The sequence below is a fragment of the Vibrio sp. SG41-7 genome (assembly GCF_014164465.1).
GTDB lineage: Bacteria > Pseudomonadota > Gammaproteobacteria > Enterobacterales > Vibrionaceae > Vibrio > Vibrio splendidus.
The window spans coordinates 1-14191 of record NZ_JACJFF010000014.1 but is presented as its reverse complement, the minus strand read 5'-3'; the positions used below and the strand labels follow the sequence as shown (position 1 = coordinate 14191).

Here is a 14191-nt window from a genome sequence, read left to right as displayed (position 1 = left end):
CCGAGAAATCAAATTCGTTTTTTATTGATTTATTAAGGTGATAGTTATGAAAGGTTTACCATCTGCAATGTTCTGGATTAACAGCTCTGTTTACACTAGCAACTTTGCATACCCTACAAGCTTTGGTTACTAATACCGTAAGCATGTAACTCGAACAGTTTTGTTCACCCCTATATATTGGAATTCTTTTACAGCCCTTTTGGTTGACAGATTCTACCGCCACTCAGTTTTGAGTGGCGTTTTTTTGCCTGCTACTTTTCCAAACCGCTTTCGCTTGTCACTTTCTTTGCTGTTCTGAGTGGTTGTTTTTTAAACGCCAAAATATCAATTTGCGTCTTATTACTGATCCTGTTGAAAAATACACAACTCTTGTGGGTTTAAATTGAGAATATGATGGCTACATTCTCAATGGAAATAACCGACGGTTGAAAAAATAACCAAGTAATCACATCGCCTTTATTTCATTTAATCTATTGTTTTTAATGGTTATTATTCTTGTTATTCCTCATTTGTAATCGCTTTGTTTCATACGGCATTCTGATAAATATCGATTAGAGCCTTAATTCTATCTGGAATTTGTTATTTGATAACTTTATAATCCACAGCCAATCGTTTACGCAACCGTTTACTTTTTACCCTTATAGGATTCGATAATGTTCGAAAAGCTATTCAAACTCAGTGAAAATGGCACCAATGTGCGCACTGAAATCATCGCAGGTCTAACAACCTTCCTAACAATGGCTTACATCATTTTTGTAAACCCAATGATTCTAGCTGATGCTGGTATGGACCATGGCGCTGTATTTGTAGCAACCTGTTTAGCGGCTGCTATTGGCTGTTTCATCATGGGCTTTGTTGCTAACTACCCAATTGCTCAAGCTCCAGGCATGGGTTTGAACGCATTCTTTACCTACGCTGTTGTAATGGGTATGGGTTATACGTGGCAAGTTGCTCTGGCAGCGGTTTTCGTATCAGGCGTAATCTTCATCTTCTTAAGTATCTTTAAGATCCGTGAATGGATTATCAACTCGATCCCTATGTCTCTGCGTGTTGGTATCTCTGCGGGTATCGGTCTTTTCCTAGCATTTATCGCGCTTAGCAATGCAGGCATCGTTGTTTCTAATCCAGCGACTAAAGTTTCACTGGGCGATATCACTGCGATTGCGCCAATGTTAGGTGCGCTTGGTTTCTTCATTACTATTGCTCTTGTACACCGTGGTGTGAAAGGCGCAGTAATGATCGCGATTCTCGCTATCACAGCGATTGGTATTGCGATCGGTGACGTTCAATACGGCGGCATCATGTCGACACCACCAAGCCTTGCTCCTACATTCATGCAGCTTGATTTCTCGGCTGTATTTGAAATCGGTATGATTTCAGTGGTATTTGCATTCTTGTTCGTCGATTTGTTCGATACCGCGGGTACCTTGGTTGGTGTTGCAACGAAAGCAAACCTAATCAAAGAAGACGGTAAACTACCGCGCTTGAACAAAGCACTGCTTGCTGACTCTACAGCAACATCTATTGGTGCATTGCTAGGTACATCAAACACAACTTCTTATGTTGAGAGTGTTGCGGGTGTCGCTGAAGGCGGTCGTACCGGTCTAACTGCGGTTGTTGTTGGTATCTTATTCCTACTGGCACTTTTCTTCTCGCCACTTGCAGGTATGATTCCGGCTTACGCAACATCAGGTGCACTTTTCTATGTAGCAATTCTGATGATGTCTGGCCTAGTTGGCATTGATTGGCGTGATCTTACGGAAGCCGCACCAGTCGTGGTAACATGTCTGCTTATGCCGCTGACGTACTCTATCGCTGAGGGTATCTCACTAGGTTTCATCGCTTACGCTGCAATTAAGCTGCTAAGTGGTAAAGGTCGCGACGTTTCACCTGCTGTGTGGGTAATGTCGGTTATCTTTATTCTTAAATACATTTTCGCTTAATCGTCTAGATTTCTGCTTAATCGCTGAAGAGGCTATGTAAGGCATAGCCTCTAATAACATGACAAAATTATTAGGTTTTATACTATGAGCAACAAATTCGTTATCACTTGGGACAACATGCAGACTTACTGCCGTCAACTTGCTGAAAAGCAAATGCCAGCAGAGCAGTGGAAAGGCATCTGGGCAGTAAGCCGTGGTGGTTTGGTTCCTGGTGCAATCTTGGCTCGCGAACTGGGTATTCGTCACGTAGATACGATTTGTATTTCTAGCTACGACCACGATCACCAACGTGATATGACAGTCGTTAAAGCACCTGAAGGTGACGGCGAAGGCTTCCTAATCGTTGAAGATCTTGTTGATAGTGGTGATACTGCACGCAAGCTTCGCGAAATGTACCCTAAAGCGAAATTGATCGCTGTATGTGCTAAGCCATCTGGTGCTGATTTACTAGACGAGTACATCGTGGATATCGCTCAAGACACATGGATTGAGCAACCTTGGGATACTAGCCTAAGCTTCGTTGAGCCGGTAAATCGCAAGTCAAAATAAGTGTAAACTTAGTTTTTTGAGAAATGACCCTTTATAGGGTCATTTTTTTTTATATGATTAGTAACAACCATTTCTTATTAAGTATCCCAATGTCTGAATCAGAAGAAACGAGCTCGAACCTTTCGGAAACCTTGTTTGTAAAGCACAAGCAGGCCAAAGAGACCTCAATGCTTACTCGCTACATGCCAAGTTCTGAAGAACTGCTGGATAAAAAGCGTGAAGAGCAGAACTCATCTTGGTATCGAAACCTAAGACGTCTTCAGTGGGTATGGCAAGGCGTTAACCCGATAGAGCAAGAAGCGGTATTGGCACGCATCGCGTCATCCGATAATTCTCGTACCACTGATGAGTGGCTAGATACCGTGATGGGCTACCGCAGCGGTAACTGGGCATACGAGTGGACCAAGCTGGGTATGCAGCATCAAAATCGCTCGAATGAAAAGAACGGCGAAGAAATGGCTGAAGAGTTATTTTCAGCATCGCTGTGTTTCAGCATTGCGGGCTACCCACATCTAAAGAACGATAACCTTGCTGCTCAGGCACAGGTATTAGCGAATGCGGCGTATTCTGAAGCGATCAAACACACCAAATTGATCGTCAAACAAATCGAAGTGCCGTATCAAAACAAAAAGATTAAGGCGAACTTACATCTAACCAAAACAGACAAACCACAACCTGTCGTGATCGTGAGTGCAGGTTTAGATAGCCTGCAAACTGACATGTGGCGTTTGTTTAGAGATTACCTAGCACCGAAAAATATTGCGATGCTAACGATTGATATGCCATCGATAGGGCACAGTTCGCACTGGCCACTAACCGAAGACTCTTCTTGCCTGCATCAAGCCGTGTTGAATGAACTGCCTAACATTCCATGGGTGGACCATCATAAAGTCGGTCTGTTTGGTTTCCGATTCGGTGGTAACGCGATGGTGAGGTTATCCTTCCTTGAGCAACATAAACTCAAAGCCTGTATCTCTTTAGGGGCTCCGATCCACGATATCTTTGTTCATGCCGACAAACTAAAGCAGATGCCTAAGATGCACTTGGATGTATTGGCTTCGCGTCTTGGTAAAGGGGCGGTGGATATCAATAGCCTTTCTGGACAACTGATGGCTTGGTCATTGAAGGTGCAAGGCTTGCTGGCTAACAGTAAAACCAGTGTTCCTATTTTGGCATTGGCTTTGGAAGGTGACCCTGTTTCACCGCATCTGGATAATCAACTGGTTGCTATTTACAGTGATTACGGCAAAGCGAAGAAAATCAAAACCAAATCAATTACACAGGGGTATGAGCAATCCCTCGAATTAGCGATAAAGTGGCTTGAGGATGAATTATTTAGATGACATTTCTCCGAAATTAGTTAAGCATGAAAAGTGTACAAAGTAAGTACCTGATACTCAGAGAAAATTTATAAAATCCAACTGCGTGCTTTCTACGTATTGCAGTCTGAGTAACGTCATTCTTAACATTGAAATGGAGATTCAATATGTCAGAAGTGACACAACAACCTACGCATTATCGCTTGTTAAACGTTTTAAAGGCTATTGGGCCTTACTTGAGGGAGCCGCAATCAGAAGATGGTCATTACATTTTTGATTGCTTGTCTGTGTGTGTAAACGATAAAAAGTCACCAGAAGAGCGTGAGTTCTGGGGCTGGTGGTTAGAGTTGGATAAGTCGGAAGAAGGATTCTCGGCGAAGTACAACACGGGTAAATACAACATTGATGGTAACTGGGATCCTTTGCCATTACCTAAAAAGGCGGTCGCTGAGGTCTCTCGAACTCAAGAAGCCTTTCACCAAAAGCTGGTTGACGAACTTCAAAAGAAATTTGAAATCGGCGTTCAGTTAGACGAAGAGTCTGTCGAATTCGTCTGATTTTGAAGGTTACTCTTCTCTATAAAGCAAAAAGGTGCGATTTCGCACCTTTTCTGCTTGTGAATTCCCCTGTTGATTGCTAAAACATCACCTCTTATTTGTTTTATTCATAAAAGACTTCATGACAACAAATCATCAAAGCGGGACAACAACACAGCGTAAAACTGTCGTTGTTAAACTGGGTACCAGTGTCTTAACTGGTGGAACATTGGCATTAGACCGCGCTCACATGGTTGAGCTGGTTCGTCAATGTGCTGAATTAAAAAAACAAGGCCACTCTGTGGTTATGGTTTCGTCTGGCGCAATTGCAGCCGGACGTGAGCACCTTGGTTACCCCGCACTTCCCAACTCAATGGCGAGCAAACAATTGCTTGCGGCAGTTGGGCAAAGTCAGTTGATTCAAGTTTGGGAGTCTTTGTTTGCTATCTATGGCCTTAAGATTGGCCAGATGCTACTGACTCGTGCTGATCTCGATGATCGCGAGCGTTTTCTGAATGCACGTGACACGATCAACGCGCTTGTTGAGCACGATATTATTCCGGTAGTAAACGAAAACGACGCAGTAGCCACTAATGAAATTAAAGTGGGCGACAACGATAACTTGTCGGCACTGGTCGGTATTTTATGTGGCGCTGATAAGCTTTTGTTACTCACTGACCAAAAAGGCCTGTTTACCGCAGACCCTCGTAAAGACCCAAATGCTGAGCTCATCAAAGAAGTGAAAACTATTGATGACACACTGCGTAAGATCGCAGGCGGAAGTGGTACTACGTTAGGTACTGGCGGCATGGCGACAAAACTGCAGGCAGCTGATATTGCTCGTCGTGCGGGTATTGAAGTGATTATTGCTGCGGGCAGTGCTGAAAATGTGGTGTTTGATTCATTGAGTGATAACCCGCAAGGCACGCGTTTCTTGCCTTTAGCTGAAGCGCTTGAAAACCGTAAACGTTGGATTCTAGCAGGCCCAGCTTCTGCTGGTGACATCGTAGTCGACGATGGAGCGGTGAACGCAGTTAACACTAAAGGCAGTAGCTTGTTGGCGAAAGGGGTTGTTCGAGTTAAAGGCGAATTCTCTCGTGGTGAAGTCACCCAAGTCACAGACAGTAAAGGCAAAGTCATTGCGCGTGGTATCGCCAGTTATTCAAGCCAAGACCTAGCAAAAATTGCAGGCAAGCACAGTAAAGATATTGGCGACATTCTTGGATACGATTATGGGTCAGAAGTCATTCACCGTGACGACCTGGTTGTGATTCAAGAGTAGTTCGTGATCTCGTGATGATAAGGCGAATCGCCTTTTTACATCCAAAGACAGACAGAATTTAGGGAGAGTTAAACGTGGATTTAACTAACATGGGTATTGCAGCAAAAGACGCTGCTTTCCACCTAGCGACCGCATCAACGGCGCAAAAGAATAAAGCATTGGCGATCATCGCTGATGAGCTAGAAGCAAACGCAGTTACGATTTTAGAAGCGAACGCAAAAGACATCGAACTTGGTCGTGAAGCGGGTTTAACTGACGCACTGCTTGATCGTCTATTGCTGAACAAAGAACGTCTAACGGGTATCGCTAACGATGTACGTAACGTAATTAGCCTTAACGACCCTGTGGGCAGCGAGATTGACAGTAAGGTACTGGAAAACGGTATGTCACTGTCTCGCCGTCGCGTACCGCTTGGCGTGGTGGGTGTTATCTATGAAGCGCGTCCAAACGTAACCATCGATATTGCAGCTCTGTGTCTGAAGACAGGTAACGCAAGCATTCTACGTGGTGGTAAAGAGACGTTCTTCTCGAACATGGAACTGGTTAAAGTTATCCAGTCTGCATTAGAGAAAGCTGAGCTTCCTGCCGCTTCTGTGCAGTACATCGAGAAGCCAGATCGTGAACTTGTTTCTCAACTGCTTAAACTGGATGACTACGTGGATATGATTATTCCTCGTGGCGGTGCTGGCCTGCACAAGATGTGTAAAGAGAACAGCACTATTCCAGTTATCATCGGTGGTTTCGGTATCAGCCATATCTTTGTTGATGAGAGCGCTGATCTTGAGAAGTCTGTTGATGTTGTCGAAAACTCAAAAGTTCAACGCCCATCAGCGTGTAACTCGTTAGATACATTGCTAGTGCATGAAGTCGTTGCTGAAGCTTTCCTAACTAAGCTGAAACAGCGTTTAGCAGGTAAGGTAACCTTGGTTGCTGACGTCAGTGCAAAATCACTGCTAGCAGGTTTTGAAGACCAACGTGATGCGGTTGAAGGTGACTTTGACACTGAATGGCTAAGCTACACGTTAGGCGTGAAAGTGGTAGCGGATGTGGCAGAAGCGATTGACCACATGCGCGTACACAACGCGAGTCACTCAGATGCGATCATGACTAATAGTCTAGAGAGCTCAGAGCGTTTCATTAACTCTGTTGGTTCTGCGGCGGTTTATGTGAATGCATCAACACGTTTCACTGATGGCGCACAGTTTGGTTTAGGCGCTGAAGTCGCAGTATCAACCCAGAAGCTGCACGCTCGCGGCCCAATGGGCTTAGAAGAACTGACAAGCTACAAATGGGTAGGTAAAGCGAACTATTTGATTCGCGGTTAACGCTGGTCGTTAATTTTACTCCTCAGCTCATTTTTGAAATGGCGATCGAGTAGCAATAATCAATGAATCACCACACAAAAGGGCCTTAATTGGCCCTTTTTCTTTCCTAACGTTTGGCAATTCCGTTACACTGATATTCAATTATTTGGAGGTGATATGCATTGTCCTTTTTGTTCAGAGAACGACACTAAAGTAATCGATTCAAGACTGGTAGCCGATGGCCATCAGGTTCGTCGTCGCCGTCAATGCCTTGCATGTAGTGAACGTTTTACGACTTTCGAATCGGCAGAACTTGTGATGCCTAAAGTCATAAAGTCGAATGGAAACCGCGAACCATTTAATGAAGATAAAATGGTGGGTGGTGTACAGCGCGCCCTAGAAAAACGCCCAGTGAGTGCTGATGCGATTGAACTTGCTATCAGTACGATTAAGTCACAACTCCGTGCAACTGGTGAGCGTGAAGTACCAAGCGAGATGATTGGTAACCTTGTGATGGGCCAATTGAAAGAATTGGATAAAGTGGCGTATATCCGTTTTGCCTCTGTTTACCGCAGCTTTGAAGACATTCGAGAGTTTGGCGAAGAAATCGCTAAATTAGAGGATTAACGCCTCAATCATGTCAAACTTTACTCCCCTAGATTTTCAAATGATGTCGCGTGCTATTCAGTTAGCAAAACGCGGCATTTACACTACTGCACCCAACCCGAATGTGGGTTGTGTCATTGTGCAAACCGATGGTCAGATCGTTGGTGAAGGTTTTCATGCCAAAGCCGGTGAGCCTCATGCTGAAGTACATGCCATGCGAATGGCGGGCGATAAGGCAACAGGTGCGACGGCTTATGTCACGCTAGAGCCTTGCTCGCACTATGGTCGAACGCCACCTTGTGCGGAAGGTTTGATTAAGGCTCAAGTAGCCAAAGTGATTTGTGCTATGCAGGACCCAAACCCAAAAGTTGCAGGTCGTGGTATCAAAATGCTACGCGACGCAGGCATTGAGGTTGAAATCGGTTTATTAGAGCAAGATGCTCTCGACTTGAACCCTGCATTTATCAAGCGTATGCAAACGGGCATGCCATTCGTTCAGTTAAAGATGGCGGCTAGCCTTGATGGGCAAACGGCATTGGAAAATGGTCAAAGCCAGTGGATCACATCGCCAGAAGCGCGTCGTGATGTTCAGAACTACCGAGCAAAGTCAGGCGCTGTGCTATCAACTAGCCAGACGGTGATTGACGACAACGCGTCGTTGAATGTTCGTTGGGCAGAGTTGCCAAGCAGTATCAAAGATCATTACGCTGAAGACGAGCTGCGTCAGCCGATTCGCGTGATTCTTGATCGTCAAAATCAACTGCGCCCTGAGCTCAAGTTATTCCAAACTCCAACATCGGTATTGAGAGTCGCTGAAGCGTCTGCTGATATTGAAGTCGGAACCACAGAGGTAGGTCAGCTCGATTTGCACGATCTGATGCGTCAATTGCCAGCGAACCATATTGATCATATTTGGGTCGAAGCGGGCGCGACATTGGCCAAGAGCTTGATTGAAGCACGGCTAGTGGATGAGCTAATCCTCTATTTAGCGCCTAAACTTATGGGCAGTGACGGACGAGGTTTGATGGGCGCATTAGGGCTCACTTCAATGTCTGATGTGATTGACCTAGAAATCAAAGATGTTCGACAGGTTGGTGTGGATATTCGCATTGTCGCGAAGCCTATTATTGCGAAATCAATTGCGGCTAACCAATAGTCGCGAAATAAATCGTGACGAAACCACAGTAGAAATAGTTACTCCAACTACATACGTGTTGTTGACAACAAAAAGAGTTTTAAAATGTTTACAGGAATTGTAGAAGCCGTAGGTACATTGAGTGCAATCACTCCCCGCGGAGAAGACATCACCGTAACGGTTAATGTTGGTAATCTTGATATGGCTGACGTTAAGTTAGGCGACAGTATCGCGACCAATGGTGTGTGTTTGACGGTCGTTGAGTATAACGATCACAGCTACAGTGCAGACCTTTCGCTTGAGACCCTGAAAAAAACGGGTTTTGTGGATTACCAAGCCGGCGACAAGGTCAACCTAGAGAAAGCAATGTTACCGACCACGCGTTTCGGTGGTCATATCGTATCGGGTCACGTTGATGGCGTGGGTGAGATTGTTGAGCGTAACCAAGTCGGTCGTGCGATTGAGTTCTGGGTAGAAATGCCTGCAGAGATCTCAAAGTACGTAGCTCAAAAAGGTTCAGTCACTGTTGATGGTATTAGCCTGACGGTGAATGATTTACGCAAGAATGCCTTTAAGTTGACTATCGTTCCTCACACCTCTTCAGAAACCACCATTGATCAATTCAATGTTGGTCGTAAAGTGAATCTAGAAGTCGATGTATTAGCACGTTATATGGAGCGTCTACTGCAAGGCCAGCAGCAAGAGTCTGAGCCTGAATCTCGATTAACGATGGAATTCTTACAGCAGAATGGTTTTGCCTAATCGTTGGTACAAAGTGTGTTAAGCGAGACTTTGTAAAGCGAAGCAATATCATCAGGTTTAAATAGTGTCGGTTCTAGGAAGCAGAACCATTTCAAAGGATATAGAACAATGCCAATTAGTACTCCTCAAGAAATTATTGAAGACATTCGCCTAGGAAAAATGGTTATCCTGATGGATGATGAAGATCGCGAAAATGAAGGCGATTTGATCATGGCAGCAGAACATGTCACGCCAGAAGCGATTAACTTCATGGCGATGTATGGCCGTGGCTTAATTTGCCTAACGTTGACCAAAGAGCGTTCAAATCGCATGGGTCTAGCACCTATGGTTCAAGACAACAACGCTCAGTACACGACGAACTTTACGGTTTCAATTGAAGCTGCTGAGGGCGTAACAACGGGTATTTCTGCGTCAGACCGCGCTGTTACCGTTCAAGCGGCTGTGGCAAAAGATGCGAAAGCGGCTGACTTAGTTCAACCTGGTCATATCTTCCCTCTGACAGCTCAAGAAGGTGGTGTTCTAACACGCGCAGGCCACACTGAAGCAGGCTGTGATTTAGCTCGTCTAGCAGGCTGTGAGCCAGCATCTGTTATCGTTGAGATCCTAAATGACGACGGCACCATGGCACGTCGTCCTGACCTTGAAGTGTTTGCAGAAAAGCACGACATCAAGCTAGGCACCATTGCGGACTTGATTGAATACCGCAACAACACAGAAACGACGATTGAACGCGTAGCACAATGTCATTTGCCAACAGAGTTTGGTGACTTTGAGCTTGTGACTTACCGTGACACGATTGATAACCAGATCCACTACGCGATGCAAAAAGGCGACTTGTCTGTAGGCGCTCCTCTAGTACGTGTTCACCTGCATGACACGTTTACCGATCTGCTTCATTCTGATCGCGGTACCGAGCGTAGCTGGTCACTAGATAAAGCGATGAAGCGCATTGGCGATGAAGGCGGTGTGTTGGTTATTCTTGGCAACGAAGAGTCGTCTGATTCTTTGATTCACAAAGTGAAGACATTCGAAGCGCAAGACAAGAACGAGCAGCCAACCATGGCAAAGAAGCAAGGTACCTCGCGTCGTGTTGGTGTCGGCTCTCAGATTCTTCAAGACCTAGGCGTACACGATATGCGTCTGCTTTCTTCAAGCACTAAGCGTTACCACGCATTGGGTGGTTTTGGTCTTAACGTTGTTGAGTATGTTTGCGAGTAAGTCGATATATCTCTGTTTATAGCAACATAATTTACCGATGATTCCAGTGGCTCTTTTGGTGATTCGTTTTGCCAAAAGAGCAAAGTAGTTGAGCCCGATTCAAAACGTGTTAAATACACGAGCTTGACTACTGGTTGCTCCTATATGGTTGAGAGCCGTGCTGCGTTATCATCTTTACATCTCCGGTGTCTGTTCTTCTAAATTAGCATTAGATATTGCTCACAGTTTTGTGCTAGAATCCGGCGATTCTCACTTGATGAAAATAGTTAAAGGAAGGCTTATGAAAGTGATCGAGGGTGGCTTCCCAGCGCCAAATGCAAAAATTGCTATCGTTATTGCTCGTTTCAACAGTTTTATTAACGAAAGTTTACTTTCTGGTGCAATCGATACTTTAAAGCGTCATGGACAAGTAAGCGAAGACAACATCACTGTTGTTCGTTGCCCTGGTGCAGTAGAACTTCCACTTGTAGCGCAACGCGTTGCAAAAACAGGTAAGTTCGATGCGATTGTATCTCTTGGTACAGTAATCCGTGGCGGTACACCTCACTTTGACTATGTTTGTAGTGAATGTAATAAAGGTTTGGCACAAGTGTCTCTGGAATTTTCTCTTCCAGTAGCGTTTGGTGTTCTTACTGTTGATACGATCGATCAAGCTATTGAACGCGCAGGAACCAAGGCTGGTAATAAGGGTGCAGAAGCCGCACTTAGCGCACTTGAGATGATCAACGTTCTTTCTGAAATCGATTCCTAATGGGGGCCAGTGTGAAACCAGCCGCACGTCGTAACGCACGTCAATTTGCTCTACAAGCAATTTATTCTTGGCAAATTACTAAAGAAAATATTGCTACCGTTGAAGAACAGTTCTTATCTGGTGGTAAGTATGATGAAGAAGAGCATCATGCCGCAGAACCTGCTCTAGCTATGCCAGAAACAGACGTTGCATACTTCCGCGACTTACTAACTGGTGTTGCTCTTAGCCACATGGAACTTGATAGCAAGCTTCGTCCATTCGTATCTCGCCCTATGCAAGATCTGGATTTGATGGAACTAGCGCTTCTACGTTTAGCTATGTACGAGATGACTCGTCGCGAAGATGTACCATACAAAGTGGTTATCAACGAAGCTATCGAGCTTGCAAAAGTATTTGCAGCAGAAGACAGCCATAAGTTTGTTAACGGTGTGCTTGATAAAGCTGCACCACACGTTCGTAAGAAATAAGACGTTCGTATATTGAATCTAAAGGTCAGCTTTTATGCTGGCCTTTTTTGTAACTAAATTTCTGTAATATTAATAATTACGGTGATTTGTATGAAGACTAAAGATAGGGCATGTGATGTCTGGCGAATTTAACCTGATTGAAAAATATTTTGTAAATCGACAACCACAACGTAAAGACGTACATCTGGCTGCTGGCGATGACTGTGCTTTGGTCAAAGCGCCGGGCAATGTTGAGATAGCGATTAGCACGGATACTTTAGTCGCGGGCACGCACTTCTTAGCAGAGGCAAACCCAGCTTGGGTGGCACACAAAGCATTGGCTTCGAACATCAGTGATCTTGCGGCTATGGGCGCGACGCCTGCTTGGGTTTCATTTGCGTTAACTATGCCAGAAGTCGATGAAGAATGGCTTGCTCCCTTCTGTGACTCCTTCTTCAAGCTCGCTGACTACTTTGGTATTCAGTTAATTGGCGGTGATACAACCAAGGGGCCATTAAGTCTGACATTGACTGTACAAGGTTTTGTGCCAGAAGGTCGAGCACTGCGTAGAGATGGCGCTAAAGTGGGCGACTGGATTTACGTAACGGGTAACCTAGGTGATAGCAAAGCCGGCCTAGAAGTATTGCTTGAGCCAGAACAGAACAAAGTCAAACCTTATGCTCTTGAGCTTGAAGAAAGGCACTATATGAGCGTTCCTCGAGTATTGGCTGGTCAAGCGCTCGTGAACCTTGCTTCGTCTGCTATTGATATCTCTGACGGCGTGATTGCTGACCTAAAGCATATCCTGAAGCGTTCAGAGGTTGGTGCAAGCATTGATGTAAGCACGCTGCCAATCTCTCCAGAGTTACGTCAGTTCGCTCCTGATATCACTTCAGCTCAGCAATATGCGCTCACCAGCGGTGAAGAGTACGAACTGTGCTTTACTGTACCAGAAGAGAATAAAGGGTCGTTGGAAAGTGCTTTGTCACACACTAGTACAAAAGTCACCTGCATTGGCCAGATAAGACCTGTAGAATATTTTGAATTACACAATAATGGTGAACCACTAAGCTGGAGCTTAACTGGTTACGATCACTTTAAGGTTAATTGATGACAAACCCACTTTCTGCAATCTCTCTTAAAAATCCTTGGCACTTATTGGCAACGGGTTTTGGTAGTGGCTTATCGCCGATTATTCCCGGCACCATGGGAACGCTTGCGTCGATCCCATTTTATCTATTGCTGGTTCAGTTACCTTTCCCTATTTATGTCATTCTTGTGGTTGTGAGCTGCATTATTGGTATCAAAATATGCCAAGTGACGTCTGATGACATGGGCGTGCACGATCACGGCTCTATTGTATGGGATGAGTTTGCGGGCTTTTGGATCACCATGGGCCTAGTACCGTTGTTGGGTATTCCTGTTAATGATTGGAAATGGCTATTCGCTGGCTTTGTTCTGTTTCGTTTTTTCGATATGGTAAAGCCTTGGCCAATTGGTTGGTTAGACAAGCGAGTTCACGGCGGCTTAGGTATCATGATTGATGATATTGTGGCGGGTATTATGGCGGCGATTTCGCTGTATGCGGTGGCTCATTTTTCAGGTTGGCTCGTTTAAGAATCAATATCCAAATAACGAACAATAATAGATAAAAACAAGGAATTACAATGTCTAAGAAGGTTTACTGTGTTGCTCAATTTCAGCCTAAAGAAGGCAAATTGAACGAGTTGTTTGAAGTTCTGAAATCACTAGAGCCAAACACAATGCGTGAAGACGGTTGTATCCAATATACAGTGACTCGTCACATTCAGAGCCCATTTGCAGAGGGTGAGAGTTTCCCTATTGCATTCAATGAGATCTGGGCGGACAACGAAGCATTCGAAGCACACTGTCAACGTCGTGAGATTCAACAGTTCTTCCAAGAGCAGTGTGTTGAAGAGACAGGCTTAGTTGAGAACTTCAACGTTGCTATCTACTCTGACGAACCAGAGAACTATGACGCACCTGTACTTAAGCCTTGTTGCTAAGCAGGCTTAATTGCTAATAACTAACAGCTAAACAACGAATAGTTTATCAGTTAGCAGATACTAAAAAGGTTGACCCTAGGGCCAACCTTTTTTGTTTTGTCGCTTATGCTGTTTGCTTGTGAAAGCTATTTGGCAAGGTAGTCGGAGATAGACTTCTCAATACCTTTCGCATCTAAGCCAAGCTCTTCATGCAGCTCACCTTGAGTACCTTGAGCAATGAACTTGTCTGGTAGGCCAAGGTTCAATACAGGCATTAGCAGCTTCTCTTGCATCAAGAATTCAATCACACCCGCACCCGCACCACCTGCAATCG

Annotated in this window: 16 protein-coding genes; 15 read left to right on the top strand and 1 reads right to left on the bottom strand. The window is 44.8% G+C overall.

What is annotated here, in order from left to right; genetic code table 11:
- The first annotated feature begins 653 nt into the window (after window positions 1-653).
- The 15 genes from H5300_RS05720 (at window position 654) to H5300_RS05650 (ending at window position 13878) form a co-directional block, all read left to right on the top strand.
- Window positions 654-1943: an NCS2 family permease gene (locus H5300_RS05720; protein WP_017080057.1), complete on the top strand. Its 1290-nt coding sequence runs from the start codon at window positions 654-656 to the stop codon at window positions 1941-1943.
- Between the two features lie 84 nt (window positions 1944-2027).
- Window positions 2028-2492 carry an oxytetracycline resistance phosphoribosyltransferase domain-containing protein Tet(34) gene (tet(34), locus tag H5300_RS05715; protein WP_017084190.1) on the top strand — a complete coding sequence of 155 codons (465 nt, stop codon included), beginning with the start codon at window positions 2028-2030 and terminating at the stop codon, window positions 2490-2492.
- A gap of 89 nt (window positions 2493-2581) precedes the next feature.
- Window positions 2582-3835: an esterase FrsA gene (gene frsA / locus H5300_RS05710; RefSeq protein ID WP_026012376.1), complete on the top strand. Its 1254-nt coding sequence runs from the start codon at window positions 2582-2584 to the stop codon at window positions 3833-3835.
- A 143-nt stretch (window positions 3836-3978) separates the two neighbouring features.
- Window positions 3979-4368 (top strand): sigma factor-binding protein Crl, encoded by a 390-nt coding sequence (gene crl / locus H5300_RS05705; RefSeq protein ID WP_004734391.1) that lies wholly within the window; start codon window positions 3979-3981, stop codon window positions 4366-4368.
- 76 nt (window positions 4369-4444) lie between these two features.
- Complete coding sequence (gene proB, locus H5300_RS05700; RefSeq protein WP_017084187.1) at window positions 4445-5629, top strand: glutamate 5-kinase; 1185 nt, start codon at window positions 4445-4447, stop codon at window positions 5627-5629.
- A gap of 74 nt (window positions 5630-5703) precedes the next feature.
- Window positions 5704-6954, top strand: a complete 1251-nt coding sequence (locus tag H5300_RS05695; RefSeq protein WP_182795611.1) for a glutamate-5-semialdehyde dehydrogenase — start codon at window positions 5704-5706, stop codon at window positions 6952-6954.
- 156 nt (window positions 6955-7110) lie between these two features.
- Window positions 7111-7560 (top strand): transcriptional regulator NrdR, encoded by a 450-nt coding sequence (gene nrdR, locus H5300_RS05690; RefSeq protein ID WP_004734394.1) that lies wholly within the window; start codon window positions 7111-7113, stop codon window positions 7558-7560.
- A 40-nt stretch (window positions 7561-7600) separates the two neighbouring features.
- Entirely contained in the window at window positions 7601-8695 is a 1095-nt protein-coding gene (gene ribD / locus H5300_RS05685; RefSeq protein WP_108195366.1) for a bifunctional diaminohydroxyphosphoribosylaminopyrimidine deaminase/5-amino-6-(5-phosphoribosylamino)uracil reductase RibD, read from the top strand.
- A gap of 84 nt (window positions 8696-8779) precedes the next feature.
- A complete protein-coding gene (locus tag H5300_RS05680; protein WP_004734396.1) occupies window positions 8780-9436 on the top strand; it encodes a riboflavin synthase in 657 nt (218 codons plus the stop codon).
- Between the two features lie 108 nt (window positions 9437-9544).
- Complete coding sequence (ribBA, locus tag H5300_RS05675; RefSeq protein ID WP_004734397.1) at window positions 9545-10654, top strand: bifunctional 3,4-dihydroxy-2-butanone-4-phosphate synthase/GTP cyclohydrolase II; 1110 nt, start codon at window positions 9545-9547, stop codon at window positions 10652-10654.
- 280 nt (window positions 10655-10934) lie between these two features.
- Window positions 10935-11405 carry a 6,7-dimethyl-8-ribityllumazine synthase gene (ribE, locus tag H5300_RS05670; RefSeq protein ID WP_004734398.1) on the top strand — a complete coding sequence of 157 codons (471 nt, stop codon included), beginning with the start codon at window positions 10935-10937 and terminating at the stop codon, window positions 11403-11405.
- The gene (gene nusB / locus H5300_RS05665; protein WP_004734399.1) at window positions 11405-11872 is read left to right on the top strand and encodes a transcription antitermination factor NusB; all 468 of its coding nucleotides are present in this window, start codon (window positions 11405-11407) and stop codon (window positions 11870-11872) included. Before ribE ends, nusB begins: the two co-directional genes overlap by 1 nt.
- 115 nt (window positions 11873-11987) lie before the next feature.
- Window positions 11988-12962, top strand: coding sequence for a thiamine-phosphate kinase (gene thiL, locus H5300_RS05660; RefSeq protein ID WP_182795610.1), 975 nt, complete (start codon window positions 11988-11990; stop codon window positions 12960-12962).
- Window positions 12962-13468 carry a phosphatidylglycerophosphatase A gene (pgpA, locus tag H5300_RS05655; protein ID WP_029222303.1) on the top strand — a complete coding sequence of 169 codons (507 nt, stop codon included), beginning with the start codon at window positions 12962-12964 and terminating at the stop codon, window positions 13466-13468. Before thiL ends, pgpA begins: the two co-directional genes overlap by 1 nt.
- A 50-nt stretch (window positions 13469-13518) precedes the next feature.
- Complete coding sequence (locus H5300_RS05650) at window positions 13519-13878, top strand: putative quinol monooxygenase (RefSeq protein ID WP_004734402.1); 360 nt, start codon at window positions 13519-13521, stop codon at window positions 13876-13878.
- Between the two features lie 125 nt (window positions 13879-14003).
- On the opposite strand, the gene H5300_RS05645 is transcribed toward H5300_RS05650, so the two are convergent.
- The coding region (locus tag H5300_RS05645) for a transketolase C-terminal domain-containing protein (RefSeq protein ID WP_182795609.1) at window positions 14004-14191 on the bottom strand (188 nt) is incomplete at its 5' end.

Bases quoted from the DNA above. Each gene is read 5' to 3' on its own strand.
- pgpA (WP_029222303.1), top strand. From the start codon at position 12,962: ATGACAAACCCACTTTCTGCAATCTCTCTTAAAAATCCTTGGCACTTA.
- ribE (WP_004734398.1), top strand. From the start codon at position 10,935: ATGAAAGTGATCGAGGGTGGCTTCCCAGCGCCAAATGCAAAAATTGCT.
- H5300_RS05680 (WP_004734396.1), top strand. From the start codon at position 8,780: ATGTTTACAGGAATTGTAGAAGCCGTAGGTACATTGAGTGCAATCACT.
- ribD (WP_108195366.1), top strand. From the start codon at position 7,601: ATGATGTCGCGTGCTATTCAGTTAGCAAAACGCGGCATTTACACTACT.
- ribBA (WP_004734397.1), top strand. From the start codon at position 9,545: ATGCCAATTAGTACTCCTCAAGAAATTATTGAAGACATTCGCCTAGGA.
- H5300_RS05720 (WP_017080057.1), top strand. From the start codon at position 654: ATGTTCGAAAAGCTATTCAAACTCAGTGAAAATGGCACCAATGTGCGC.
- H5300_RS05650 (WP_004734402.1), top strand. From the start codon at position 13,519: ATGTCTAAGAAGGTTTACTGTGTTGCTCAATTTCAGCCTAAAGAAGGC.
- nrdR (WP_004734394.1), top strand. From the start codon at position 7,111: ATGCATTGTCCTTTTTGTTCAGAGAACGACACTAAAGTAATCGATTCA.
- crl (WP_004734391.1), top strand. From the start codon at position 3,979: ATGTCAGAAGTGACACAACAACCTACGCATTATCGCTTGTTAAACGTT.
- nusB (WP_004734399.1), top strand. From the start codon at position 11,405: ATGGGGGCCAGTGTGAAACCAGCCGCACGTCGTAACGCACGTCAATTT.
- frsA (WP_026012376.1), top strand. From the start codon at position 2,582: ATGTCTGAATCAGAAGAAACGAGCTCGAACCTTTCGGAAACCTTGTTT.
- thiL (WP_182795610.1), top strand. From the start codon at position 11,988: ATGTCTGGCGAATTTAACCTGATTGAAAAATATTTTGTAAATCGACAA.